The organism is Escherichia sp. E2661, from assembly GCF_004745185.1.
In the GTDB taxonomy this organism is placed as follows: domain Bacteria; phylum Pseudomonadota; class Gammaproteobacteria; order Enterobacterales; family Enterobacteriaceae; genus Escherichia.
Genome location: NZ_PDIG01000035.1, coordinates 186,966 through 213,378, shown reverse-complemented (window position 1 = coordinate 213,378; position 26,413 = coordinate 186,966). Strand labels below are relative to the sequence as shown.

At 51.5% G+C, this 26,413-nt stretch carries 13 protein-coding genes and 5 pseudogenes; 11 read left to right on the top strand and 7 right to left on the bottom strand.

What is annotated here, in order from left to right; all coding sequences use genetic code 11:
* Window positions 1–8: 8 nt before the first annotated feature.
* The 9 genes and pseudogenes from CRI63_RS18135 (at window position 9) to CRI63_RS18095 (ending at window position 18,535) form a co-directional block, all read left to right on the top strand.
* Complete coding sequence (locus tag CRI63_RS18135; RefSeq protein ID WP_135520310.1) at window positions 9–3,041, top strand: WGR and DUF4132 domain-containing protein; 3,033 nt, start codon at window positions 9–11, stop codon at window positions 3,039–3,041.
* A gap of 12 nt (window positions 3,042–3,053) precedes the next feature.
* Window positions 3,054–6,848, top strand: a complete 3,795-nt coding sequence (locus CRI63_RS18130; protein WP_135520308.1) for a WGR and DUF4132 domain-containing protein — start codon at window positions 3,054–3,056, stop codon at window positions 6,846–6,848.
* A gap of 9 nt (window positions 6,849–6,857) precedes the next feature.
* A pseudogene (gene yehI / locus CRI63_RS18125) lies at window positions 6,858–10,491 on the top strand (DUF4132 domain-containing protein YehI).
* 60 nt (window positions 10,492–10,551) lie between these two features.
* Window positions 10,552–10,869 (top strand): annotated as a pseudogene (gene yehK / locus CRI63_RS18120) (protein YehK).
* 576 nt (window positions 10,870–11,445) lie between these two features.
* A complete protein-coding gene (locus CRI63_RS18115; protein ID WP_135520306.1) occupies window positions 11,446–12,534 on the top strand; it encodes a MoxR family ATPase in 1,089 nt (362 codons plus the stop codon).
* 10 nt (window positions 12,535–12,544) lie between these two features.
* Window positions 12,545–14,824, top strand: coding sequence for a DUF5682 family protein (locus tag CRI63_RS18110; protein WP_135520304.1), 2,280 nt, complete (start codon window positions 12,545–12,547; stop codon window positions 14,822–14,824).
* Entirely contained in the window at window positions 14,817–15,953 is a 1,137-nt protein-coding gene (locus tag CRI63_RS18105) for a VWA domain-containing protein (protein WP_135520302.1), read from the top strand. The genes CRI63_RS18110 and CRI63_RS18105 overlap by 8 nt, the downstream gene beginning before the upstream one ends.
* Window positions 15,950–17,967, top strand: a pseudogene (locus CRI63_RS18100) (SWIM zinc finger family protein). Before CRI63_RS18105 ends, CRI63_RS18100 begins: the two are co-directional and overlap by 4 nt.
* A 106-nt stretch (window positions 17,968–18,073) precedes the next feature.
* Window positions 18,074–18,535, top strand: a complete 462-nt coding sequence (locus CRI63_RS18095; RefSeq protein ID WP_130207020.1) for a YehR family lipoprotein — start codon at window positions 18,074–18,076, stop codon at window positions 18,533–18,535.
* A gap of 40 nt (window positions 18,536–18,575) precedes the next feature.
* Here CRI63_RS18095 and CRI63_RS18090 read toward each other — a convergent pair whose 3' ends face one another.
* From CRI63_RS18090 to btsS, 3 genes and pseudogenes are all read right to left on the bottom strand, one after another.
* Complete coding sequence (locus CRI63_RS18090) at window positions 18,576–19,046, bottom strand: DUF1456 family protein (protein ID WP_130257535.1); 471 nt, start codon at window positions 19,044–19,046, stop codon at window positions 18,576–18,578.
* Window positions 19,047–19,092: 46 nt separating this feature from the next.
* Window positions 19,093–19,812: a two-component system response regulator BtsR gene (gene btsR, locus CRI63_RS18085; RefSeq protein ID WP_130207024.1), complete on the bottom strand. Its 720-nt coding sequence runs from the start codon at window positions 19,810–19,812 to the stop codon at window positions 19,093–19,095.
* Window positions 19,809–21,493 (bottom strand): annotated as a pseudogene (gene btsS, locus CRI63_RS18080) (two-component regulatory system sensor histidine kinase BtsS). The gene btsR and the pseudogene btsS overlap by 4 nt, the downstream one beginning before the upstream one ends.
* 221 nt (window positions 21,494–21,714) lie before the next feature.
* On the opposite strand from btsS, the gene mlrA reads away from it, so the two are divergent.
* Together mlrA and CRI63_RS18070 are read left to right on the top strand one after the other, a co-directional pair.
* Window positions 21,715–22,446 (top strand): HTH-type transcriptional regulator MlrA, encoded by a 732-nt coding sequence (gene mlrA, locus CRI63_RS18075; RefSeq protein WP_130207028.1) that lies wholly within the window; start codon window positions 21,715–21,717, stop codon window positions 22,444–22,446.
* 59 nt (window positions 22,447–22,505) lie between these two features.
* Window positions 22,506–22,613: a protein YohO gene (locus CRI63_RS18070; RefSeq protein WP_064526871.1), complete on the top strand. Its 108-nt coding sequence runs from the start codon at window positions 22,506–22,508 to the stop codon at window positions 22,611–22,613.
* Here the strand turns inward: CRI63_RS18070 and yehW are convergent.
* The 4 genes and pseudogenes from yehW to osmF form a co-directional block, all read right to left on the bottom strand.
* The gene (gene yehW, locus CRI63_RS18065) at window positions 22,594–23,325 is read right to left on the bottom strand and encodes a glycine betaine ABC transporter permease YehW (RefSeq protein ID WP_135520300.1); all 732 of its coding nucleotides are present in this window, start codon (window positions 23,323–23,325) and stop codon (window positions 22,594–22,596) included. The genes CRI63_RS18070 and yehW overlap by 20 nt on opposite strands.
* Before the next feature lie 4 nt (window positions 23,326–23,329).
* Window positions 23,330–24,256: a glycine betaine ABC transporter ATP binding protein YehX gene (gene yehX / locus CRI63_RS18060; RefSeq protein ID WP_135520298.1), complete on the bottom strand. Its 927-nt coding sequence runs from the start codon at window positions 24,254–24,256 to the stop codon at window positions 23,330–23,332.
* Window positions 24,249–25,406, bottom strand: a complete 1,158-nt coding sequence (yehY, locus tag CRI63_RS18055) for a glycine betaine ABC transporter permease YehY (RefSeq protein WP_135520296.1) — start codon at window positions 25,404–25,406, stop codon at window positions 24,249–24,251. Before yehY ends, yehX begins: the two co-directional genes overlap by 8 nt.
* A 6-nt stretch (window positions 25,407–25,412) precedes the next feature.
* Window positions 25,413–26,331, bottom strand: a pseudogene (osmF, locus tag CRI63_RS18050) (glycine betaine ABC transporter substrate-binding protein OsmF).
* Window positions 26,332–26,413: the final 82 nt, after the last annotated feature.

Here is a 26,413-nt window from a genome sequence, read left to right as displayed (position 1 = left end):
ATTTAGCAATGAAAACCTATATTTATCAGGACGAAAAATCACATAAATTCTGGGCGGTTGAGCAGCAGGGAAACGAGCTGCATATTAACTGGGGTAAGGTCGGCACCAACGGGCAAAGCCAGATAAAAAGCTTTGCAGATGCTGCGGCGGCGGAAAAAGCGGAACTGAAGCTGATTACGGAGAAGGTGAAGAAGGGGTATGTGGAGCAAGTAGACGCTAACGCTCACTCACATGATGCCTCAGCAAAGAAAGTCCTGGTCACAGAGGAAAAAGCCTCAATAAATCACCAGGCAGCAACTAATGGTTTACCCTGGCTGGCAGACAACGATCCCATTATTCTTCCCCCGAATATTGCCCGCCATGCCCTCAGCCACCGCCTTTGGCCGGGAGAGCCAGTAAAAAAACCAGCCAAACCCGAGAAACAAAATTTAATTTCCCGATTGGCAAATCGTACTTATCATTATTATAAAAATCTGACTTTCGATTACAGCTCATGCTCTGATGAATGGGCTGATGCGATTAGCCAGGCAATCAGCTTAATTAAGGCCCAAAAGACTGAGATACCCGCGCGTACTATGGCGGTACTTACTTTTCTGGAAATATGTTTTTGTCAGGGCTGGAATGATGAAACCTCATCCGAGTTGCTGGATGAAATTGTAAGCACCTTCGGTATCGAATACGCAACTGAAACTGTCATCTTCTGGTGGCAAATTGATTTCGATTTTGACTATAAAGATGAACATTTGACTTTCTTTATTAATTATGCAGATAGCAGCAAGGACAGTTATAGAAGGAATAACGACAAATTTAGTTTACGTCTGCGTAAACATTTATCACTAGCAGAAGAAGAAGTATGGCAAAATTGCATTGCAAAATTACTCGTTGCGTTACCAGATATATCACTCTATCGCCAACCGTTAATTGCCATTTTAATGCCAGAAATACCCGAAGTGGCCCATGAGATCGTACATCGTTTACACCAGGTCGCAGATGTTCCACAACTTGAAATGTTGAAACTGGTAGCGACAGATCCATTCACGCTCGAAATACTGGAGAACTATCAATACATTGATGTATTTAACACCTATGGTGCCAGTTGGTCAGCTACGGTATTACGGGAGCAAGGTATAGCGGCACTGGCTCGCCTGGCTCCCTATGCTGAAGAAGATAATTGCGGTGACGTACTGAAATGTATTAATCATCCGTTGGCCATTACGGCACTCATCGAAGCCGCCGATACTAATAAACGCTGTTATGAACGACTAATAAAAAGTGCCGAAAATTTTCCTTCTGCCACGATAGCGGCATTAGCCGAAGCATTGGTAAAAAAAGATGATAAACGCAAACATACGTTGCTGGTTTCATTACTTAATGCAAATCCTTTATTGGTCGAAAAATTAGTCATCGGATTATCGTCGCAAGCGGCAAATTTATTGCAACAATGTCAGCAATTGCTGAATAGTCGCAATGAAGATTTTGCAAACTCAGAAATTCTACCAATGGTACTAGTCTCGCCGCCCTGGGAAACTCAAAATAAAAATAACGACAACAGTCCTGTGGGTAAATACCCGGCGAAAATCCCCCCTTTACCGTTGTTTTATCAACCTCCATTATGGACTCGCCCGAAACTCAAAAATAGCAGCAAGGTACTGCCAGATAGCGCCCTCCTCCACCTCGGCGAAATGCTCCGCTTCCCTCAGGAAGAAGCGCTGTATCCGGGATTATTGCAGGTGAAAGACGCCTGTACCGCTGACTCTCTGGCTGAATTTGCCTGGGATCTGTTTACCGCCTGGCTGACTGCGGGAGCTCCGTCGAAAGAGAGCTGGGCGTTCAGTGCGTTAGGTGTTCTCGGCAACGACGACACCGCCCGCAAACTGACGCCATTAATACGCGCCTGGCCTGGTGAATCCCAGCATAAACGCGCCACCGTTGGGTTGGATATTCTCGCTGCTATCGGCAGCGATATCGCCCTGATGCAGCTTAACGGCATCGCCCAGAAACTGAAATTCAAAGCATTACAGGAGCGGGCAAAAGAGAAAATTGCCGATATTGCCGAGAGCCGCGAACTCACGGTCGCGGAGCTTGAAGATCGCTTAGCGCCCGATCTCGGTCTGGATGATAACGGTTCTCTGCTGCTGGATTTTGGTCCACGCCAGTTCACTGTCAGCTTTGATGAAACCTTAAAACCTTTTGTGCGTGATGTTTCCGGCAGCCGCCTGAAAGACTTACCTAAACCCAATAAAAGCGATGATGAAACACTGGCAGACGACGCTGTTAACCGCTACAAACTGCTGAAAAAAGATGCGCGTACCGTTGCTGCCCAGCAGGTGGCAAGGCTGGAATCCGCCATGTGCCTTCGTCGCCGCTGGTCGGCTGAAAACTTTCAACTCTTCCTGGTTGAACATCCACTGGTACGCCACTTAACCCGCCGTCTGATTTGGGGCGTTTATAGCGCCGAAAACCAGCTACTGGCGTGCTTCCGCGTGGCGGAAGATAACAGCTACAGCACCGCTGATGATGACCTATTCACCTTGCCGGAAGGCGATATCTCTATTGGTATTCCTCACGTTCTGGAAATATCACCGACGGATGCCGCCGCCTTTGGGCAGCTTTTTGCCGACTATGAACTGTTACCGCCGTTCCGCCAGCTCGACCGTAACAGTTACGCCCTGACAGAAACCGAGCGCAATGCCAGCGAATTGACCCGCTGGGCAGGCAGAAAATGCCCGAGCGGTCGGGTCATGGGACTGGCGAATAAAGGTTGGGTGCGTGGTGAACCACAGGATGGAGGCTGGATCGGCTGGATGATCAAATCTCTGGGCCGCTGGTCGTTAATCATGGAAATCGATGAAGGCTTTGCAGTTGGTATGTCGCCAGCCGAACTGAGCGCCGAGCAACTCTTAAGCAAGCTGTGGCTATGGGAAGGCAAAGCAGAAAGTTATGGCTGGGGAAGTAATTCAACACAGGAAGCGCAGTTCTCCGTACTCGATGCCATCACCGCCAGCGAGCTGATTAACGATATTGAATCACTGTTTGATTAAAAGGATTTAGCAATGAAAACCTATATTTATCAGGACGAAAAATCACATAAATTCTGGGCGGTGGAGCAGCAAGACAACGAGCTGCATATCAACTGGGGCAAAGTCGGCACTAACGGGCAAAGTCAGGTAAAAGGCTTTGCCGATGCTGCGGCGGCGGAAAAAGCGGAACTGAAGCTGATTGCGGAGAAAGTAAAGAAGGGGTATGTGGAGCAAGCGAAGGATAGTTCTTTGCAACCTTCCCAAACGGTAACGGACTCTCTCAAGGTAGCGGACTTATCCACCATTATTCAGGAACAACCCTCTTTCGTAGCAGAAACCCGTGCGGCTGACAAAAATACAGATGCTGTTTTACCGTGGCTGGCGAAAGATATTGCTGTCGTTTTTCCGCCCGAAGTTGTACACACCACGTTAAGTCATCGCCGCTTTCCCGGAGTTCCTGTTCAGCAAGCAGACAAATTGACCCAATTACGTCGCTTAGCCTGTAGTGTGTCGCAACGGGATAATAAAACAGCCACATTTGACTTCAGCGCCTGTTCTTTAGAATGGCAAAACACCGTCGCCCAGGCGATCAGTCAGATCGACGGCCTGAAAACAACACTGTTACCATCACCAGTAATGGCTGTACTCACGGCACTTGAAATGAAATGCACAAGATATAAAGTGCGTGAGGATGTTATGGATCAGATCGTCCAGGAAGGCGGTCTGGAATATGCTACTGATGTAATAATACACCTTCAACAGATTGATATTGAATGGGATTATGCGAATAATGTCATTATTATTCTGCCGTCTGGCATTGCACCTAACTACTTGGAGCAATATTCCAGATTTGAATTACGCCTACGTAAACATTTATCACTGGCGGAAGAGTTTCTCTGGCAAAAATGTGCACAAAAACTTATTGCCGCAATTCCACATATTCCAGAATGGCGGCAACCATTAATTGCTTTGTTATTACCCGAAAAACCAGAAATTGCACATGAAATTGCCCAGCGTCTACTGGGGCAAAAAAAATCACCCTCGCTTGAGTGGCTAAAAATAGTGGCGACTGATGAGCACATTCTTGCCTCATTAGAAAGATATCACGAGCCATATGCCATTTTTGATGATTACTATTGTGGTGCGATATGGTCAGCCACCGTATTACAGGAGCAAGGTGTTGCAGCCCTGCCCCGATTTGCTCCCTATGCCGCAAGTGACTACTGCGCCGATGTGTTGCGTCATATTAATCATCCGTTCGCATTAACACTGCTTATACGTGTAGCCGGGCATACTAAACGCTGTCACGATCGAATGACGAAAGCCTGCGCTGCGTTCCCACACGCAGCATTGGCAGCACTGGCGGAACTTCTTGCGCAAAAAGAAGAGAATAGTTGGCGCATTATGCTGATGACGATGCTTATCTCGCAACCGACACTGGCAGATCAGGTCATTCCCTGGCTTTCGACACCCGCAGTTGCAGTGCTGAAATCATGCCTGCAACAACTGACACAGCCCTCAAACCATGCCAGCGCCGATCTACTGCCAGCCATAGTAGTCTCCCCACCATGGCTTTCGAAAAAGAAAAAAGCGACGATTCCGGTGCTGGAGTTAGCGCCATTAGGCATTGAGCCAATCTGTTATCTGACAGAAGAAATCAGTAATCAACTTTTGGCGAAATATATCTGGTATTCAAAACACATCACGGTTAGCCATGAAGAAAGTACTGCCAACCTGTTGGCAAGAATGGGTTTTCAACGACGGATCGCTGGTACATATATTAAAGCTCCCGAAGCGGTAGTTGAGGCATGGCTAAATGAAGATTATTCAACCTTAATAAGTGAATTTAAGGTGTTTCATTCACCTACCGGGCATTATTGGCATTTGGGGATTTTGACAACATTGCCGCTGGAGAAAGCAGTAAAAGCATGGAATGCCCTTACCCTATCTCCACATACCGATACCGAATACGCCATGTTACATTTTGGACTCAAAGGGTTACCTGGGTTAGTAAACTCACTTGCACGCTATCCACAGGAAGCCTTGCCCATCACGAATTACTTCGCAGCGAGTGAGCTGGCACCTGCCGTCGCCCGTGCCTTCAACAAACTCAAAACGCTACGCGAAAACGCCCGCACCTGGCTGCTGAAATACCCGGAACATGCCCTTACCGGCCTGCTGCCTGCGGCGCTCGGCAAAGCCGGTGAAGCCCAGGATAACGCCCGCGCTGCCTTGCGAATGCTTAGCGAAAACGGTCATCAGCCATTACTGCAAGAAATCGCCCGGCGTTATAACCAGCCGGAAGTAACCGATGCGGTGAACGCTCTGCTTGCGCTCGATGCCTTAGATAATCACCCGACAAAAATCCCCACTCTTCCGACTTTTTATCAGCCATCGCTCTGGAACCGCCCGGTATTAAAAGCAAACGCCCAATCACTGCCAGATAGCGCCCTCCTCCACCTCGGTGAAATGCTCCGCTTCCCTCAGGAAGAAGCGCTGTATCCGGGATTATTGCAGGTGAAAGACGCCTGTACCGCTGACTCTCTGGCTGAATTTGCCTGGGATCTGTTTACCGCCTGGCTGACTGCGGGAGCTCCGTCGAAAGAGAGCTGGGCGTTCAGTGCGTTAGGTGTTCTCGGCAACGATGACACCGCCCGCAAACTGACGCCATTAATCCGCGCCTGGCCTGGTGAATCCCAGCATAAACGCGCCACCGTTGGGTTGGATATTCTCGCTGCTATCGGCAGCGATATCGCCCTGATGCAGCTTAACGGCATCGCCCAGAAACTGAAATTCAAAGCATTACAGGAGCGGGCAAAAGAAAAAATTGCCAACATTGCCGAGAGCCGCGAACTCACGGTGGCGGAGCTTGAAGATCGGTTAGCACCGGATCTCGGTCTGGATGATAACGGTTCGTTGCTGCTGGATTTCGGCCCACGCCAGTTCACCGTCAGCTTTGATGAAACCTTAAAACCGTTTGTGCGTGACGCTTCCGGCAGTCGTCTGAAAGACCTGCCCAAACCAAACAAAAGCGATGATGAATCACAGGCGAACGATGCTGTTAACCGCTACAAATTGCTGAAAAAAGATGCGCGTACCGTTGCTGCCCAGCAGGTAGCAAGGCTGGAATCCGCCATGTGCCTTCGTCGCCGCTGGTCGGCTGAAAACTTTCAGCTCTTCCTGGTTGAGCATCCGTTGGTTCGCCACTTAACCCGCCGTCTGATTTGGGGTGTTTATAGCGCCGAAAACCAGCTACTGGCTTGCTTTCGCGTGGCGGAAGATAACAGCTACAGCACCGCTGATGATGACCTATTCACCTTGCCGGAAGGCGATATCTCTATTGGTATTCCTCACGTTCTGGAAATATCACCGACGGATGCCGCCGCCTTTGGGCAGCTTTTTGCCGACTATGAACTGTTACCGCCGTTCCGCCAGCTCGACCGTAACAGTTACGCCCTGACAGAAACCGAGCGCAATGCCAGCGAATTGACCCGCTGGGCAGGCAGAAAATGCCCAAGCGGTCGGGTAATGGGGCTGGCGAATAAAGGCTGGATAAAGGGCACCCCGCAGGATGGAGGCTGGATCGGCTGGATGATCAAACCCCTGGGCCGCTGGTCGTTAGTCATGGAAATCGATGAAGGTTTTGCGGTAGGCATGTCGCCAGCCGAACTGAGTGCCGAGCAACTCTTAAGCAAGCTGTGGCTATGGGAAGGCAAAGCAGAAAGCTATGGCTGGGGGAGTAATTCAACACAGGAAGCGCAGTTCTCCGTACTCGATGCCATCACCGCCAGCGAGTTGATTAACGATATTGAAGCTCTGTTTGAATAAGGAAAACACATGAGCAAGGAACTACCGTGGCTGGCGGATAACGCACAACTGGAACTGAAATATAAAAAAAGGCAAAACACCACTCAGCCATCGTCGCTGGCCGGGAGAACCGGTGCCTGTTATCACTGAAAGCATCATTCAGACACTGGGTGATGAATTGCTACAAAAAGCTGAGAAGAAAAAAAACATTGTCTGGCGTTATGAAAATTTTTCACTGGAGTGGCAGTCCGCCATTACGCAGGCCATCAACTTGATCGGCGAACACAAACCCTCAGTCCCGGCCCGCACAATGGCGGCGCTAGCCTGTATCGCGCAAAATGACAGCCAACAGTTGCTCGACGAAATCGTCCAACAAGAGGAGCTGGAATATGCGACTGAGGTGGTGATTGCACGCCAGTTTATTGCACGGTGTTATGAGAGTGATCCTCTGGTAGTCACATTGCAGTATCAGAACGAGGACTATGGCTATGGTTATCGCTCAGAAACCTATAACGAATTCGATCTCCGACTGCGTAAACACCTCTCTCTGGCAGAGGAAAGCTGCTGGCAGCGTTGCGCCGACAAACTCATTGCCGCACTGCCAGGAATAACCAAAGTTCGCCGCCCTTTTATTGCGCTGATCCTCCCCGAAAAACCAGAAATCGCCAATGAGTTGGTAAGCCTTGAATGCCCGCGGACTCATTATCATTCTAAGGAGTGGTTAAAAGTTGTTGCTAATGACCCCACAGCGGTGAGAAAACTCGAACGCTACTGGAGCCAGGATATATTTAGCGATCGCGAAGCCAGCTACATGTCGCATGAAAACCACTTCGGTTACGCGGCCTGCGCTGCCCTTTTGCGCGAACAAGGACTGGCAGCCGTTCCGCGCCTCGCGATGTATGCACATAAAGAAGATTGCGGCAGTCTGCTGGTACAAATTAACCATCCGCAAGTCATCCGCACCTTGCTGTTAGTTGCTGATAAAAACAAACCCAGCCTGCAACGTGTGGCTAAATACAGTAAAAACTTCCCCCATGCGACGCTCGCCGCACTGGCAGAACTGCTGGCGTTAAAAGAACCACCAGCCCGCCCAGGTTATCCAATCATCGAAGACAAAAAGCTGCCTGCACAGCAAAAAGCACGCGATGAATACTGGCGTACGCTGTTACAAACGCTGATGGCATCGCAGCCACAACTAGCAGAAAGGGTGATGCCGTGGTTAAGTACTCAAGCCAGGGCAGAGCTGAAGAGTTATTTATCGGCACCTCCAAAACCGGTTATTGATAGCACCGATAACAGCCAAATGCCTGAAATCCTCGTTTCACCACCGTGGCGTAGTAAGAAAAAAATGACAGCTTCACGTCTTGATTTGGCACCGCTCGAATTAACTCCGCAAGTTTACTGGCAATCAGGCGAACAAGAGAGGCTTGCGGCCACTGAGTCTGCCCGTTATTTCAGCACGGAATCTCTTGCGGAACGCATGGAACAAAAAAGTGGACGAGTTGTATTACAGGAACTGGGTTTTGGGGATGATGTATGGCTGTTTCTGAATTATATACTCCCCGGAAAACTGGACGCTGCACGCAATTCACTCATTGTTCAGTGGCATTACTACCAGGGGCGGGTTGAAGAGATCCTGAATGGCTGGAACTCCCCGGAAGCACAATTAGCAGAACAGGCGCTTCGCAGCGGTCACGTAGAAGCGTTAATTAACATATGGGAAAATGACAACTACTCACGTTATCGTCCGGAAAAGAGTGTCTGGAACCTGTATTTGCTGGCACAGCTGCCACGAGAGATGGCACTAACGTTCTGGCTGCGTATCAATGAGGAAAAATTCCTGTTCGCTGGCGAAGACTATTTTCTCAGTATCCTCGGGTTGGATGCGCTACCCGGTTTGTTATTGGCTTTTTCGCATCGTCCAAAAGAAACATTTCCGTTAGTGTTAAATTTCGGCGCCACCGAACTGGCCCTGCCCGTTGCTCGCGTCTGGCGACGTTTCGCGGCACAGCGTGATCTGGCTTGCCAGTGGATTTTACAATGGCCGGAACATACGGCAACCGCCCTTATTCCACTTGTCTTTGATAAACCCAACGACAACAGCGAAGCGGCATTACTAGCCCTTCGTTTCCTGTATGAACAGGGATATGGTGAATTACTGCAAACCGTGGCAAACCGCTGGCAGCGTACAGATGTATGGCCTGCCCTGGAGCAATTACTTAAACAGAGTCCAATAGAGATTTACCCAGCACGCATTCCAAAAGCTCCTGATTTCTGGCATCCGACAATGTGGTCCAGGCCGCGCCTTATCACTAATAATCAGCCTGTTACCGATGACGCTCTGGAAATTATCGGCGAAATGCTGCGCTTTACCCAGGGTGGACGTTTTTATAGCGGGCTGGAACAACTGAAAACGTTCTGCCAACCGCAAACGCTGGCCACTTTTGCCTGGGATCTCTTCACCGCATGGCAACAAGCTGGCGCCCCCGCAAAAGACAACTGGGCATTTCTGGCGTTAAGTCTCTTTGGCGACGAAAGCACGGCACGGGATCTGACGACACAGATCCTCGCCTGGCCACAAGAAGGCAAATCTGCCCGTGCTGTCAGTGGTCTGAATATACTCCCCCTGATGAATAATGATATGGCGCTGATACAGCTGCATCATATATCGCAACGGGCGAAATCCCGCCCCTTACGTGATAACGCGGCGGAATTCCTTCAGGTGGTCGCAGAAAATCGCGGGCTAAGCCAGGAAGAGTTAGCGGACAAATTAGTCCCAACCTTGGGCCTTGATGATCCGCAGGCGTTGATTTTTGATTTTGGTCCACGGCAGTTTACCGTTCGCTTCGATGAAAACCTCAACCCGGTTATCTACGATCAGCAAAACATTCGCCAGAAAAGTGTTCCCCGGTTGCGAGCCGATGACGATCAACTGAAAGCGCCCGAGGCACTGGCCCGATTAAAAGGGCTAAAAAAAGATGCCACTCAGGTGAGCAAAAACCTGCTCCCGCGTCTTGAAACTGCCCTGCGCACCACCCGACGCTGGTCGCTGGCAGATTTTCATTCTCTCTTTGTTAATCATCCCTTTACCCGTCTGGTTACCCAGCGATTAATATGGGGGGTTTATCTGGCAATTGAACCGCGACATTTACTCAACGCCTTTCGTGTGGCCGCAGAGGGGGAATTCTGCAATGCACAAGATGAGCCAATTGACCTGCCTGCGGACGCTCTGATTGGCATTGCCCACCCGTTAGAAATGACAGCAGAAATGCGCAGTGAATTTGCACAGCTTTTTGCCGATTACGAAATTATACCGCCACTTCGCCAGTTGACACGACGCACGGTGCTGCTCACGCCTGACGAGTCAACCAGTAACAGCCTGACTCGCTGGGAAGGTAAATCCGCTACCGTTGGGCAACTTATAGGAATGCGATACAAAGGCTGGGAGTCAGGCTATGAGGACGCATTTGTCTATGACTTGGGCGAGTACCGGCTGGTCCTTAAGTTTTCACCCGGTTTTAACCACTACAATGTTGATAGCAAAGCGCTAATGAGCTTCCGTTCTCTTCGGGTTTACCGTGACAATAAATCCGTCACTTTTGCCGAACTTGATGTGTTTGATTTGAGTGAAGCGTTAAGCGCACCCGACGTCATTTTCCATTAAAACACAGCGGGCAGTGATGCGACTGCCCGTTATCAACCCGACTTACCACCGGGAAAAGCGATGATCGTGCAAAAAGAGCTGGTTGCTATTTACGATTATGAGGTCCCTGTACCTGAAAATCCGTTTTCCTTCAGACTTTAGATCCATAAATGCTCTGAATTATTTACAGGTTCCGTCTATCGACTGGAACGATTCCGGCTACGTCCAACATTTCATCAACGTGATCGAGAAGATGCTGACCCGCTAATAAATGATGCGTTGATTTATATAAGAGATGAGTGTATTGATGAGCGAAAATTACGAGGTGAATCACCTGAAACGGTAATAGCAATTTTTAATCGCGAACTACAGAATATATTCAACCAAGAAATAGAATAATAGTTTATTAAAGGGGGAAACGGTATTCCCCCTTAGATGCGTTTCAATTTGCCCGTTACTTCAACAAATCAATCAACCGTAACAGAGCCACTAATAGCTCCAGTACGGCAATGAGCACGGTTAACTTTTGTGTCAGCGTGTCCATCCGCTCTCCTTATTAAGGAGCGCAACACCAGCACCTTACCCTTACACTGCCTGTCGATACTGGTTTACGTATGTTGGTACGAAACGTTGCTCTCCGGATCAGGGCACCGCCTGCGGCACCACCCGTCCGGCAGCCAGGACTTAAAATTGGTCCGATCCGGCACAACCTCCCAACGGGCAGGATTATAAATCTCACTCACTGAATTGCAATGGAGTGTGGATATGGTTATAATTTATTCGTTGGTACGAAATGTTGCACAATCAGCAAGTTAGCGTCATTGTAGTAAATAAAAAGAACCTGCCTCACCAGCAGGTTTTTTTATTTACTGTGATCTGTTTTCCAGATATTTTCCGCTCAAACAACTAATGCGCCAAACATTTATTTCGCGTAAAATATCGTTTATTTTATTAATACATTTCAGGGATGAATATATGTCACCGCAGAATAATCATCTGCAGCGTCCGCCTGCTGCTGTGTTATACGCCGATGAACTGGCAAAATTAAAACAAAATGATAACGCACCTTGCCCGCCCGGTTGGCAGTTAAGTTTGCCCGCGGCCCGTGCTTTTATCCTTGGCGACGAAGCGCAAAATATTAGCCGTAAAGTCGTGATTAGTCCCTCCGCTGTCGAACGTATGTTAGTCACTCTTGCCACCGGACGCGGTTTGATGTTGGTGGGGGAACCGGGTACCGCAAAATCTCTCCTGTCTGAATTACTGGCAACCGCTATTAGCGGCGATGCCGGGTTAACCATTCAGGGCGGCGCATCTACCACCGAAGATCAAATCAAGTACGGCTGGAACTACGCCCTGCTTATCAATCATGGTCCGTCAACGGAAGCGCTGGTCCCTGCCCCGCTTTACCATGGAATGCGCGACGGCAAAATCGTCCGTTTTGAAGAGATAACGCGTACACCGCTGGAAGTGCAAGACTGTCTGTTAGGTATGCTTTCTGACCGGGTTATGACGGTGCCGGAACTCACCGGTGAAGCCAGTCAGCTCTATGCGCGAGAAGGCTTTAATATTATTGCCACTGCCAATACCCGCGATCGCGGCGTCAATGAGATGAGTGCCGCGCTAAAGCGTCGCTTCGATTTTGAAACTGTCTTTCCGATTATGGATTTCGCCCAGGAGCTGGAACTGGTCGCCAGTGCTTCGGCGCGTTTGCTGGCCCATAGCGGTATTCCGCATAAAGTGCCTGACGCGGTACTGGAGTTACTGGTACGCACCTTCCGCGATCTGCGTGCCAACGGCGAAAAGAAAACGTCAATGGATACACTAACAGCGATTATGTCCACCGCTGAAGCCGTGAACGTGGCCCACGCCGTGGGCGTCCGCGCCTGGTTTTTAGCGAATCGCGCAGGTGAGCCAGCCGATCTGGTGGACTGTATTGCCGGAACCATCGTCAAAGATAACGAAGAAGATCGCGCTCGTCTGCGCCGTTACTTCGAACAGCGTGTCGCCACACATAAAGAAGCTCACTGGCAGGCTTATTATCAAGCCCGCCACCGCCTGCCGTGAGGAAAGATGCATGAGCGAGCCGTTAATTGTCGGCATACGGCATCATAGTCCGGCCTGCGCCCGGCTGGTGAAATCGTTAATCGAAAGCCAGCGGCCACGATACGTGTTGATTGAAGGCCCGGCTGATTTTAATGACCGGGTAGACGAACTGTTGTTAGCCCACCAGCTTCCGGTAGCTATTTACAGTTATTGCCAGTATCAGGACGGTGCGGCCCCCGGGCGTGGTGCCTGGACGCCATTTGCTGAATTTTCGCCGGAGTGGCAGGCGCTACAAGCCGCACGTCATATTAAGGCACAAACTTACTTCATCGATTTGCCTTGCTGGGCGCAGAGTGAAGAAGAGGACGATTCGCCCTATACGCAAGAGGAAAACCAGACCTTGCTGCTGCGTGCCACCCGCATGGATAACAGCGACACCCTGTGGGATCACTTGTTCGAAGATGAAAGCCAGCAAACTGCATTACCCTCTGCACTGGCGCACTATTTTGCCCAACTGCGGGGCGACTCCCCCGGCGATGCACTCAATCGTCAGCGCGAAGCCTTTATGGCCCGCTGGATTGCATGGGCGATGCAGCAAAATAATGGCGACGTGTTAGTCGTCTGCGGCGGCTGGCACGCTCCGGCACTGGCAAAAATGTGGCGCGTATGTCCGCAGGAAATTAACAAGCCAGAATTGCCCTCACAGGATGAGGCCGTTACAGGTTGCTATCTCACGCCATACAGCGAAAAGCGCCTTGATGTGCTGGCTGGATACCTTTCCGGTATGCCTGCCCCGGTCTGGCAAAACTGGTGCTGGCAGTGGGGCTTGCGGCAGGCGGGAGAACAACTGCTAAAAACGGTTCTTACCCGTTTGCGCCAACATCACTTGCCTGCTTCAACCGCGGATATGGCTGCCGCTCATCTGCATGCAATGGCACTGGCGCAGTTGCGCGGACATACACTACCGTTACGCACTGACTGGCTGGATGCCATAGCAGGCTCGCTGATTAAAGAAGCCCTGAATGCACCGTTGCCGTGGAGCTATCGCGGCGTTATTCATCCCGATACCGATCCGATTCTGCTAACGTTGATAGACACATTAGCGGGTGACGGATTCGGTAAACTTGCCCCCTCCACGCCACAACCGCCTCTGCCAAAAGATGTCACCTGCGAACTGGAACGTAGCAAAATCACTCTTCCGGCGGAGCTTACCTTAAATCGCTTTAACCCCAATGGACTAGCGCAAAGTCAGGTGTTACATCGGCTGGCAATACTGGAGATCCCAGGGATTGTGCGCCGGCAGGGAAGTACACTGACACTTGCAGGTAACGGTGAAGAACGCTGGAAATTAACTCGCCCGCTTAGCCAACATGCGGCATTGATTGAGGCCGCCTGTTTTGGTGCCACACTCCAGGAAGCCGCACGCAATAAATTAGAAGCCGATATGCTGGACGCGGGCGGAATCGGCAGTATCACCACATGTCTTAGCCAGGCGGCGTTAGCGGGTCTGGCGTCTTTCAGTCAACAATTACTGGAGCAACTCACATTATTAATCGCCCAGGAAAATCAATTTGCCGAAATGGGCCAGGCGCTGGAAGTGCTATATGCCTTATGGCGGCTGGATGAAATTAGCGGTATGCAAGGCGCGCAGATATTACAAACGACGTTATGCGCGGCTATCGATCGCACGCTGTGGCTGTGTGAATCTAACGGAAGACCGGATGAAAAGGAGTTTCACGCTCACCTGCATAGCTGGCAAGCGTTGTGTCATATCCTGCGCGATCTGCATAGCGGTGTGCAGCTCCCCGGCGTTTCTCTTTCTGCGGCGGTGGCCTTACTGGAGCGCCGCAGTCAGGCGGTTCATGCCCCGGCACTGGATCGCGGCGCGGCTCTTGGCGCACTGATGCGTCTGGAACATCCCAACGCCAGTGCCGAAGCGGCGCTGACGATGCTGGCGCAATTATCCCCGGCACAATCCGGCGAAGCGCTGCACGGTTTGCTGGCGCTGGCCCGCCATCAACTGGCCTGTCAGCCGGCATTTATCACCGGTTTCAGCAGTCATTTAAATCAACTGAGTGATGCCGATTTTATTAACGCCCTGCCCGATTTACGCGCGGCGATGGCCTGGCTACCGCCACGAGAACGCGGGACGCTGGCGCATCAGGTGCTTGAGCATTATCAACTGGCGCAACTTCCCGTTTCGGCGCTGCAAATGCCGTTGCATTGTCCACCGCAAGCCATTGCACACCATCAAAAACTCGAACAGCAGGCACTGGCATCGCTGCAACACTGGGGAGTTTTCCATGTCTGAACTGAACGATCTTCTGACCACCCGTGAGCTACAACGCTGGCGATTGATTCTTGGCGAAGCGGCAGAAACGACGCTTTGTGGACTGGATGACAACGCCCGACAAATAGACCACGCGCTGGAGTGGCTGTACGGGCGCGATCCTGACCGGCTCCAGCGTGGTGAACGCTCCGGTGGATTAGGTGGCTCAAATCTCACTACACCTCAGTGGATCAACAGTATTCACACACTGTTTCCGCAACGGGTGATCGAGCGACTGGAAAGCGATGCCGTACTGCGCTACGGCATTGAAGATGTGGTGACGAATCTCGACGTGCTGGAACGTATGCAGCCTTCTGAAAGCCTGCTACGCGCCGTTTTGCACACCAAACATCTGATGAATCCTGAAGTGCTGGCTGCCGCCCGCCGGATAGTGCGCCAGGTTGTTGAAGAAATTATGGCGCGACTGGCAAAGGAGGTTCGTCAGGCTTTTTCTGGTGTCCGCGATCGCCGTCGCCGCTCATTTATTCCACTGGCGCGTAATTTCGATTTCAAAAGTACTCTGCGCGCCAACCTGCAACACTGGCACCCGCAACATGGCAAGTTGTATATCGAATCCCCCCGCTTTAACAGCCGTATTAAGCGCCACAGTGAACAATGGCAACTGGTCTTACTGGTTGATCAAAGCGGATCGATGGTCGATTCGGTGATCCACTCTGCGGTGATGGCGGCCTGTTTATGGCAGTTACCCGGCATTCGTACCCATCTGGTCGCTTTTGACACCAGCGTGGTTGATCTCACGGCAGACGTTGCCGATCCGGTAGAGTTATTAATGAAAGTGCAATTAGGCGGCGGGACCAATATCGCCAGTGCCGTAGAGTATGGTCGGCAACTTATTGAACAACCAGCAAAAAGCGTCATTATCCTCGTGAGCGATTTTTATGAAGGGGGTTCATCATCATTGCTGACGCATCAGGTGAAAAAGTGTGTCCAGAGCGGTATCAAAGTGCTGGGACTGGCAGCGCTCGATAGCACAGCAACGCCATGCTATGACCACGATACGGCCCAGGCGCTGGTTAATGTCGGCGCACAAATAGCCGCGATGACGCCGGGCGAGCTGGCATCATGGCTGGCGGAGAATCTTCAGTCATGAATTCACTACGTCCGGAATTATTAGAACTGACACCGCAGGCGCTGACGGCGTTAAGCAATGCCGGTTTTGTGAAGCGCAGTCTTAAGGAACTGGAAAATGGCAACATTCCGGAAATCAGCCATGAGAACGGTGTTTTACTCGCCACGTTCAGTGACGGTGTCCGTACCCAGCTGGCGAACGGTCAGGCACTGAAAGAGGCTCAGTGCACTTGCGGGGCCAGCGGCATGTGCCGTCATCGCGTGATGCTGGTGTTAAGTTATCAACGACTTTGCGCTACCGCCCAGCCCACAGAAAAAGAAGAAGAGTGGGATCCAGCAAACTGGCTGGGAGAGCTGGCAACCCTACCCGATGCCACCCGTAAACGTGCACAAGCCCTTGTCGCTAAAGGCATCAGCATCGAGTTGTTCTGTGCGCCGGGCGAACTTCCCTCTGCCCGATTGCCGATGAGTGATGTGCGTTTTTATTCCCGCAGCAGCATTCACTTCGCCCGCTGTGATTGTATTGCCGGAACGCTTTGCGAACACGTGGCGCTGGCGGTACAAGCATTCGCCGAGGCCAAAGCGCAGCAAGCTGAGTTTACTCATTTAATCTGGCAGATGCGCAGCGAACACGCCGCATCTAACGACGATCCATTTGCCAGCCAAGAAGGCAAAACGTGTCGTCAATATGTTCAGCAATTAAGTCAGGCATTATGGCTGGGCGGCATCAGCCAGCCGCTCATCCATTACGAGGCCGCATTCAGCCGTGCATTGCAGGCGGCAGAGACCTGCAACTGGCGATGGGTGAGTGAATCGCTACGGCAAATGCGCGCCAGCGTTGATGCCTTCCACGCCCGCGCCAGCCATTATCATGCCGGAGAATGCTTGTGTCAGCTTGCCGCATTAAACAGTCGATTAAATTGCGCACACGAAATGGCGCAGCGCGACAGTGTTAGTGAAATTCCTACCATGCCGTGGCGCACGGTCGTTGGCGCAGGCATTGCCGGAGAAGCAAAGCTTGATCATCTGCGGCTGGTGTCGCTAGGTATGCGTTGCTGGCAGGATAATGAGCAGTATGGTTTACGCATCTGGTTCACCGATCCCGACACCGGCAGTATTTTGCACCTTTCGCGCAGTTGGCCGAGAAGCGAACAGGAAACTCACCGGCAGCCACACGTCGGCTGTTTAGTTTTCAGGCTGGCGCACTGGCAGGTGGGCAAATTGTTTCACAAGCCGCGCGTCGCAGTGCCGAAGGTGAGCTGCTGTTAGCTACTCGCAACCGCTTAAGTAGCGTTGTCCCACTGTCGCCCGATGCCTGGCAAATGCTGAGTGCACCGTTGCGCCAGCCCGGCATTGTGGCTTTGCGGGAATACTTACGCCAGCGTCCGCCAGTCTGCGTCCGGCCGCTTAATCAGGTGGATAATTTATTTATTCTGCCGGTGGCGGAGTGTATTTCGCTGGGATGGGACAGCAGCCGCCAGACGCTGGATGCGCAGGTGATTAGCGGCGAAGGTGAAAATAATGTGCTGACGTTATCGCTGCCAGCCTCTGCCTGCGCGCCCTTTGCCACTGAACGCATGGCGGCACTTTTACAACAGCAGGATGATCCTGTGTGTCTGGTTTCTGGATTCGTCAGTTTTGTTGAAGGACAGTTAACGCTGGAACCTCGAGTCATGATGACGCAAACCAGAGCCTGGGCTCTGGATGCTGAAACTGCGCCTGTTGCAGCACTACCTTCAGCGTGCGTTCTTCCTGCGCCATCCACCGCTCATCAGTTGCTGATGCGCTGTCAGGCGTTGCTCATTCAATTGCTACACAACGGCTGGCGCTATCAGGAACAGAGCATCATTAGTCAGGCTGAGTTGCTGGCAATAGATTTAACCGCGGCGGGGTTTTATCGGCTGGCGCATGTGTTGAATCAATGGCGTCATACGGAAGGTGAGACACTAATAGAAACATTGAATAGTTGCGTTTTACTTTGCGAACAATTATTACCGTTGCTTGAGTACCAGGAAGGAGAAAATGCTTTTTATTAAGAGAGCTACTCCATTTCCGGACTGCTCAAGCCGTTATATTAGGCATATCCTATAGCGCCCTGGTGAGAGTCACCAGTTTCCTGATTTTGATAAAATGGAGTTTTACATGAAGGCTTTCAACAAGCTGTTTTCCCTCGTAGTTGCATCTGTTCTGGTTTTCTCTCTCGCAGGCTGCGGTGACAAAGAAGAATCTAAGAAATTTAGCGCTAATCTGAACGGTACTGAAATTGCCATTACTTATGTCTACAAAGGCGACAAAGTGATTAAGCAATCTTCAGAAACCAAAATTCAGTTTGCAACCATTGGTGCAACCACCAAAGAAGATGCAGCTAAGAAACTTGAGCCATTAAGCGCCAAATACAAAAACATTCCGGGCGTTGAAGAAAAATTAACCTATACCGATACTTACGCGCAGGAAAATGTAAATATCGATATGGAAAAAGTTGATCTGAAAGCCCTGCAGGGCATTTCTGGTATCAAGATGGGTGATGAAGATACCAGCAAAGGTGTCAGCATGAAGCAGATTGAACTGGTCATGGCTGCTGCTGGTTTTAAAGAAGTGAAATAATCTGTCGGCGGCCATGTTCTTGCATGGCCGCCATCTCGCCTTAGCTTTTCTTCACATGCTGGCGCGCTGCCAGTCCACGCAGAAAATAACGCAAGAATTGATCGCCGCATTCACGGAAGTTTTTATGATCCGGTGCACGCATCATCGCAGTAATTTCCGGCATGGAAACGCGGAACTGTTGTTCGGTGAGGATCGCCAGAATGTCATCGGTTTTCAGTGAAAACGCGATGCGTAATTTTTTCAGCACGATGTTGTTATTAATGCGTCGTTCCGGCTCCAGTGCCGGAGCAGACTCATCCTTGCCGCGTTTTTCGTAAATCAAACCATTCAGGAATGAAGACAAAACAATGTCCGGACAACGCTGAAAACCCTCTTCGTCTTCTTTACGTAGCCAGACGGCGATCTGTTCCGCGGTGGCTTCAACATTAGCCAGCGCCAGGATACGCACCAGGTCATTATTGTTGGCTTTCAAAATGTAGCGCACGCTGCGCAGAATATCGTTACTTAGCATGAGGCCTTCGGGTGTTAATGAGGCAAAAAGCCATTTTAGCAGTCTTTTACAGGCCAATCGCCTCTTTTAAACTTTTCAGATAACGGCGGCTGACAGGGACGGTTAATCCATTACGCAAAATCAACTCAGCCTGACCGTTATCTTCCAGGCGAATCTCCTGTAAATGCGCGAGGTTAACCAGATACTGTCGATGGCAGCGCAGTAGCGGGGTGCGGCTCTCCAGCGTGCGCAAAGTTAATTCTGTGAAGCCCTCTTTCCCTTCCTGGCTGATAACGTAAACACCGCTCATTCGACTACTAACAAACGCCACATCTTTCATTTGCAGCAAATAAATACGACTATGACCGGTACAAGGGATAAATTTCAGCGCCTGCTGATTTTCCGGTAACAGCGAAACATCCTGCTTGCTGCGCTCCTGTCGCAAACGCACCAGTGTTTTCTCCAGCCGCGCTTCATCAATCGGCTTCAATAGATAATCAAAGGCATGTTCTTCAAAGGCTTTTATAGCGTATTCGTCAAATGCGGTGAGAAAAACAATATACGGGCGATGTTCCGGGTCAAGCATGCCAACCATTTCCAGACCGCTGATACGCGGCATCTGGATATCGAGAAACAACACATCCGGGCGCAGTTTATGCACCGCGCCGATCCCTTCTACGGCGTTTGAACATTCGCCGACAATTTCAATATCACTCTGCTCCTGCAGAAACACACGCAGGTTTTCCCGTGCTAACGGTTCATCATCAACAATTAAGACTTTAATCATGCCTCGTCCCTCCATGGCAGTCGTAACGTTATTCGGGTGTAACTATCAGGCTCACAGGCGACGCTTATCCCATAGTCATCACCAAACCGTTCACGTAAACGCTTATCCACCAGATTCATCCCCAGCCCGCTGGCATTGGTTGCCGGTTGATACAAACCGGCATTGTCTTCGATCTCCAGCATTAAATGTTGCCCATCACGTCGGGCGCTAATTGCCACTCGTCCTGTTTCCAGCAGTTGTGATGTCCCATGTTTGATGGCGTTTTCCACTATTGGTTGCAGGGTAAATGCGGGTAACTGCTGCTGAGATAACGCCTCCGGAATAGAAATGTTGACCTGCAACCGCGACTGGAAACGCGCCTTTTCAATTTGCAGATAAGCATTCACATGTTCAATTTCGTCAGCGAGAGTAACAAACTCCGAAGGCCGCTTTAAGTTTTTGCGGAAAAAAGTGGAAAGATACTGCACCAGCTGACTGGCCTGTTCGCTGTCACGGCGGATCACGGCTTTGATGGTGTTAAGTGCATTAAACAAAAATGGGGATTGACCTGGGCGTGAAGCAGTTTGATCTCTGACTGGGTGAGCATCGCTTTTTGCCGCTCATACTGCCCGGCGAGGATCTGCGCCGAAAGCAGTTGTGCAATCCCCTCACCCAGCGTGCGGTTGATCGAGCTGAACAGCCGATTTTTAGCTTCATACAATTTGATGGTACCCATCACCCGCTGATTTTCACCACGCAGAGGGATCACCAGCGTTGAGCCTAACTTGCACTGCGGATGCAAAGAGCAACGATAAGGCACTTCGTTGCCATCGGCGTAGACCACTTCTCCGGTTTCAATGGCTTTTAAGGTATAAGCCGAAGAAATTGGTTTACCTGGTAAATGATGGTCGTCACCAATACCAGTAAAAGCCAACAGTTTCTCGCGATCGGTAATCGCTACCGCGCCAATATCCAGCTCCTGATACAGCACCTGGGCCACCTTCATGCTGTTCACTTCGTTAAAGCCCTGGCGCAAAATGCCTTCCGTCGAGGCCGCAACTTTCAGCGCGGTAGCGGAAAAAGCTGAGGTGTATTTTTCAAACATCGCGCGCTTATCAAGCAAAATGCGCATAAACAGCGCCGCGCCCACGGTGTTGGTTACCATCATCGGCGCAGCGATATTACTCACCAGACGCACCGCATCTTCATAAGGTCGGGCAATCGCCAGGATGATCAGCATTTGCACCATTTCCGCGACGAATGTGACGGCACCAGCGGTAATGGGGTTAAAGACTTTATCGGTACGCCCGCGGCGGATCAGGATGCTATGTACCAGCCCGCCGAGCAATCCTTCGACGATCGTCGAGATCATGCAACTCAGCGCAGTCATGCCCCCCATCGAATATCGATGTAGACCGCCGGTCAGACCAACCAGTCCGCCCACTACCGGACCACCGAGTAAGCCGCCCATTACCGCACCTATGGCCCGGGTATTGGCAATAGAGTCGTCAATGTGCAGCCCGAACCAGGTGCCCATGATGCAGAAGATGGAAAAGACGATATAGCAGAGAAATTTGTGCGGCAAACGAACTGTGACCTGCATTAATGGTATGAATAATGGCGTTTTACTCATCAACCACGCAATGACCAGAAAAACGCACATCTGCTGAAGCAGCAGCAACACCAGATTAAAATCGTACATACCCGCAAACCACACGTCCCTTTAAAACGCGTAACATACATTGCTCACGTTCAACTTTCTTTGAACTGTTGCAGAAAAATGAAAAATCGTGAGTACGATCACTCAAAACAACCTGGCAAAAACAAAATCATCCTAATCGAGATCAAAAAACGGCCAAAACTACCTGGTTCATAAAAGAACGTCTACAGTTATGCTGGGACCTCGCAAGCAAGGGTGGGACGATGGCGCTTTACACGATTGGTGAAGTGGCGTTGCTTTGTGATATCAACCCTGTCACGTTACGCGCGTGGCAGAGGCGTTATGGGCTGTTAAAACCGCAGCGCACAGACGGCGGTCATCGCCTGTTCAACGATGCCGATATCGACCGGATCCGGGAGATCAAACGCTGGATCGACAACGGTGTGCAGGTCAGCAAAGTTAAAATGCTACTCAGTAATGAGAATGTTGATGTGCAGAACGGCTGGCGCGATCAGCAAGAAACTCTGCTTAGTTACCTGCAAAGTGGCAACCTGCAAAGTCTGCGAATGTGGATCAAAGAGCGTGGTCAGGATTATCCCGCCCAGACGCTCACCACACATCTGTTCATTCCTCTGCGCCGACGGCTTCAGTGCCAACAACCGACTCTCCAGGCACTGCTGGCGATTCTGGACGGCGTACTGATCAACTACATCGCCATTTGCCTGGCTTCGGCACGTAAAAAACAGGGCAAAGATGCGCTGGTGGTTGGCTGGAATATTCAGGATACCACTCGTCTGTGGCTGGAGGGCTGGATTGCCAGTCAACAAGGATGGCGCATTGATGTCCTCGCCCACTCGCTCAATCAACTACGCCCTGAACTGTTCGAAGGCCGTACATTGCTGGTGTGGTGCGGCGAAAATCGAACCTCCGCCCAACAGCAGCAACTCACCAGTTGGCAGGAACAAGGGCATGATATTTTCTCACTCGGCATTTAATGATTCGTTAACAAATGCGCTTTACTGTACAATCCTTTCGTTAACATAAGGAGTGCATTATGCGCATAGCTAAAATTGGGGTTATCACCCTGTTCCTGTTTATGGCGTTAGGCGGTATCGGTGGCGTAATGCTCGCAGGTTATACCTTTATTTTGCGTGCTGGTTAAGCGCCTGCACCAGCCGTTCAAACAGGCGGTCTACGATGATCGCCGCCAGTGCCACCAGTAACGCCCCCTGAATCACATAAGCGGTATTAAATCCGCTAAGCCCGATGATGATCGGCGTACCCAGCGTACTGGCCCCAACCGTTGAGGCGATCGTCGCCGTGCCAATGTTGATAATTACTGAAGTCCGCACGCCCGCCAGAATCACCGGCGCAGCCAGCGGTAACTCGACTTTGCGCAGTCGCTGACTACGGCTCATTCCCATGCCTTTGGCAACTTCGGTCACGCTGGCATCAATCACTCCCAGCCCGGCAAGTGTCGCCTGCAAGATGGGTAGCACGCCGTAAAGGATCAGCGCGATAATCGCCGGTTGCTGACCAAAGCCGATCACCGGAACGGCAATCGCCAGCACCGCGACGGGCGGAAAAGTCTGCCCAACGGCGGCAATAGTTTCCACCATCGGGCGAAATTCCGCGCCCCACGGGCGAGTGACAGCAATTCCAGCACCAGTGCCAATGATCACCGCAAATAAACTCGAAATTCCCACCAACCAGAAATGGGCCAGCGCCAGGGCTGCAAAGCTTTCTTGCTGATAAACGGGCCTCGGCAGTTGCGGAAATAAAGCACCGAACAGCGGCTGGCTGTAAGGCAGCCAGAAGATCAGTGCCACAAACAGAGCAATGAGCCAGAACAGCGGATCGCGCAAAATCTTCATACGCTTACGCCTCCACCAGCAGATCCTGAAAATGCAGCGTGCCGCAAGGCTGGCCCTGCGTGTTGACCACCGGCAGCACTTCGCATCCCCGCGCAACAAACAGGGAGAGCGCATCGCGTAGCGTCATCTCTTCTGCCAGCGCCTCACCTTCAGCCCGTTCTTCGCGACGCACGTAATCCGCCACACTACGTAACGAAAGCAGGCGCACACCCAGTTCGCTGCGCCCAAAAAACTGGCGGACAAAATCGTTTGCCGGACGAGTAAGCATCGCCACCGGATCGCCCTGCTGCACCACCTCTCCGTTATCCATCAACACCAGATGTTCTGCCAGCCGTAGCGCCTCGTCGATATCATGGGTCACCAGCACAATAGTGCGCCCCAGCAAACGGTGAATGCGCGTCATCTCTTGTTGCAACGCGCCGCGCGTTACCGGGTCCAGTGCGCCAAAAGGTTCATCCATCAGTAAGACTTGCGGATCGGCAGCCAGTGCGCGCGCCACTCCCACACGTTGCTGTTGACCGCCGGAAAGCTGATGCGGATAACGCTCACGCAAATTCGGTTCCAGCCCCAGTAACGCCATTAGTTCGTCGATACGATCGTCAATCCGCGCCCGCGACCATTTTTGTAATTGCGGCACGGTGGCGATGTTTTGCGCCACGCTCCAGTGGGGAAACAGGCCAATAGATTGAATGGCATAGCCCATCCGGCGGCGCAGCTCCAGTACTGGCAGCGAGCGAATTTCTTCTCCGGCAAAGCGGATCACTCCGCTGTCATGCTCCACCAGGCGGTTAATCATTTTCAGGGTGGTGGATTTGCCGGAGCCAGATGTGCCAATCAGCACCGAAAAACTCCCTTCCTGAAAATTGAGATTGAGATCGTTAACGGCTTTTTGTGCGCCGAACAGTTTGCTGACATGGCTAAATTCAATCATTATGTTTCACCTTCAGCAGTGCGATAAGCAAATCGAACAGCGCGTCGGTAAGCACCGCCAGAACAATTACCGGGATCACCCCCAGCAACACTAAATCAATGGCACTGCTTAACAGCCCCTGGAAAACCAGCGCACCAAAACCGCCTGCGCCGATTAACGCCGCAATCACCGCCATGCCTACAGTTTGCACCATCACCACCCGCAGGCTGCGCAGAAATACCGGTAACGCCAGCGGTAACTGAACATGCAGGAAACGCTGCGCCCCGCTCATGCCCATCGCTCTGGCGCTCTCCAGCACATCACGCGGGATCTGATTCAAGCCGACTACCACGCCACGCACCAGCGGCAGCAAGGCATAGAGCACCAGCGCAATCAGTGCGGGTGTCATTCCGGTTCCTGCTATGCCGAGCTTCCCCAGCCACGGAAAGGCCGTAACCAGCGCGGCAAGCGGCGCAATCAGCAGGCCAAAGAGCGCCACCGAAGGCACGGTCTGAATGACATTGAGCAGAGAAAAAATCGCCCCCTGCCGCGCGGTGGAAAAGTAGCACCAGATGCCCAACGGCACACCAATCACTAACGCAGGCAGCACCGCACCAAACAGCAACGTCAGATGTTGTGCCAGCGCGTCGTCAAACACATCCTGACGGTTGGCGTATTCTTTCATTAGCGAGAGATCGTTAAGCGTGCCGGAGTACAGCAACCACAGCGGAATAATGGCAATCTGCATATGCAACAACCAGCGCCACAGCGGATGCGGGGAGATTCGGCGGATGGCATCGCTACAGGCCAGCAATGCCAGCGCCACAGCCAGCCAGAAACCACTGCCGAGGCTGGTACGCGCCAGCGCACTGCCGTTTTGCGCCAGTTGGGTCGCCGCCTTTCCAGCTCCCCACACCAGCAATACGAAGACGAATTGCGCCAGAATGAGTGCAAAAATGCTGCCTTTTTTAGCGGGAATAAAACAGGCTGTCAGCCAGGCGCAACCAACGCCCACCAGCATCCAGATCGTTTGCGGCCACAGCTGCCAGAGATAACGCCCCTCACCAGAGACTAAACGATTAGGCGCGTAACTGATAAACGGCAGCGCCGCTGCGATTGCCGTCAGCAACAGCAGCAGCGCCAGAACAGGATTAATACGTAGATAAGTCACGGGAAATTACTTCGTCCACCCTTTTTGTTTCAGGTAGTCGGCAGCCACTTTTTTGGCATCCAGTCCTTCCACTGCAATGCTGGCATTCAGTTGCTGCAATGTTTTTTCATCGAGGCTGGCGAAGACTGGCTGTAGCCACTGTGCCATTTGCGGATACTCTTTCAGCACCGACTCACGCACCACTGGTGCAGGCGCGTAGATAGGTTGCACGCCTTGCGGATCGCTTAAGGTTTGCAGCCCCAGCGCCGCTACCGGGCCGTCAGTGCCGTAAGCCATTGCGGCATTAACGCCAGAGGTTTGCTGGGCAGCGGCTTTAATCGTTACCGCCGTGTCGCCGCCGGCCAGTGACAGCAACTGATCCTGACCGAGCTTAAAGCCATAGGCTTTTTCAAAAGCGGGTAACGCATCGGCGCGTTCGATAAACTCTGCTGAGGCCGCCAGTTTGAAGGTGCCGCCCTCGTTCAGATAACGGCTCAGGTCGGCAAGCGAAGTGAGTTTGTTTTTCTCTGCCACATCCTGACGCACGGCGATGGTCCAGGTGTTATTCGCAGGTGCGGGCGTCAGCCAGATTAACTTGTTTTGCTCTGCATCGAGTTTTTTGACTTTCTCGTAGCCTTGCCCGGCATTTTTCCACGCTGCATCGTTTTCATCTTTAAAGAAGAAAGCGCCATTGCCAGTATATTCCGGATAGATATCCAGTTCGCCGGAAGTAATCGCCCCGCCGCACCACAGGAGTGGTTCCCAACTGGACTTTATTGACCGTCGGTACGCCATGGCTTTCGAGTACCTGTAAGATGATGTTGCCGAGTAGCGCGCCCTCGGTATCGATTTTCGAACCAACTTTAACGGGGGAAGCCGCCTGTAGCGGCAGGCTCACGGCTGCCAACATAACCAGTGAACCTGTCCAGAGCTTTGAGAGTGGCATGATGCTTTCCTCATTCTTTTACTGTTGTTTTCAGCGAATTAAGAGAAAAGCATAGTTGATAATAACAGGGTTAGCCTGAGCG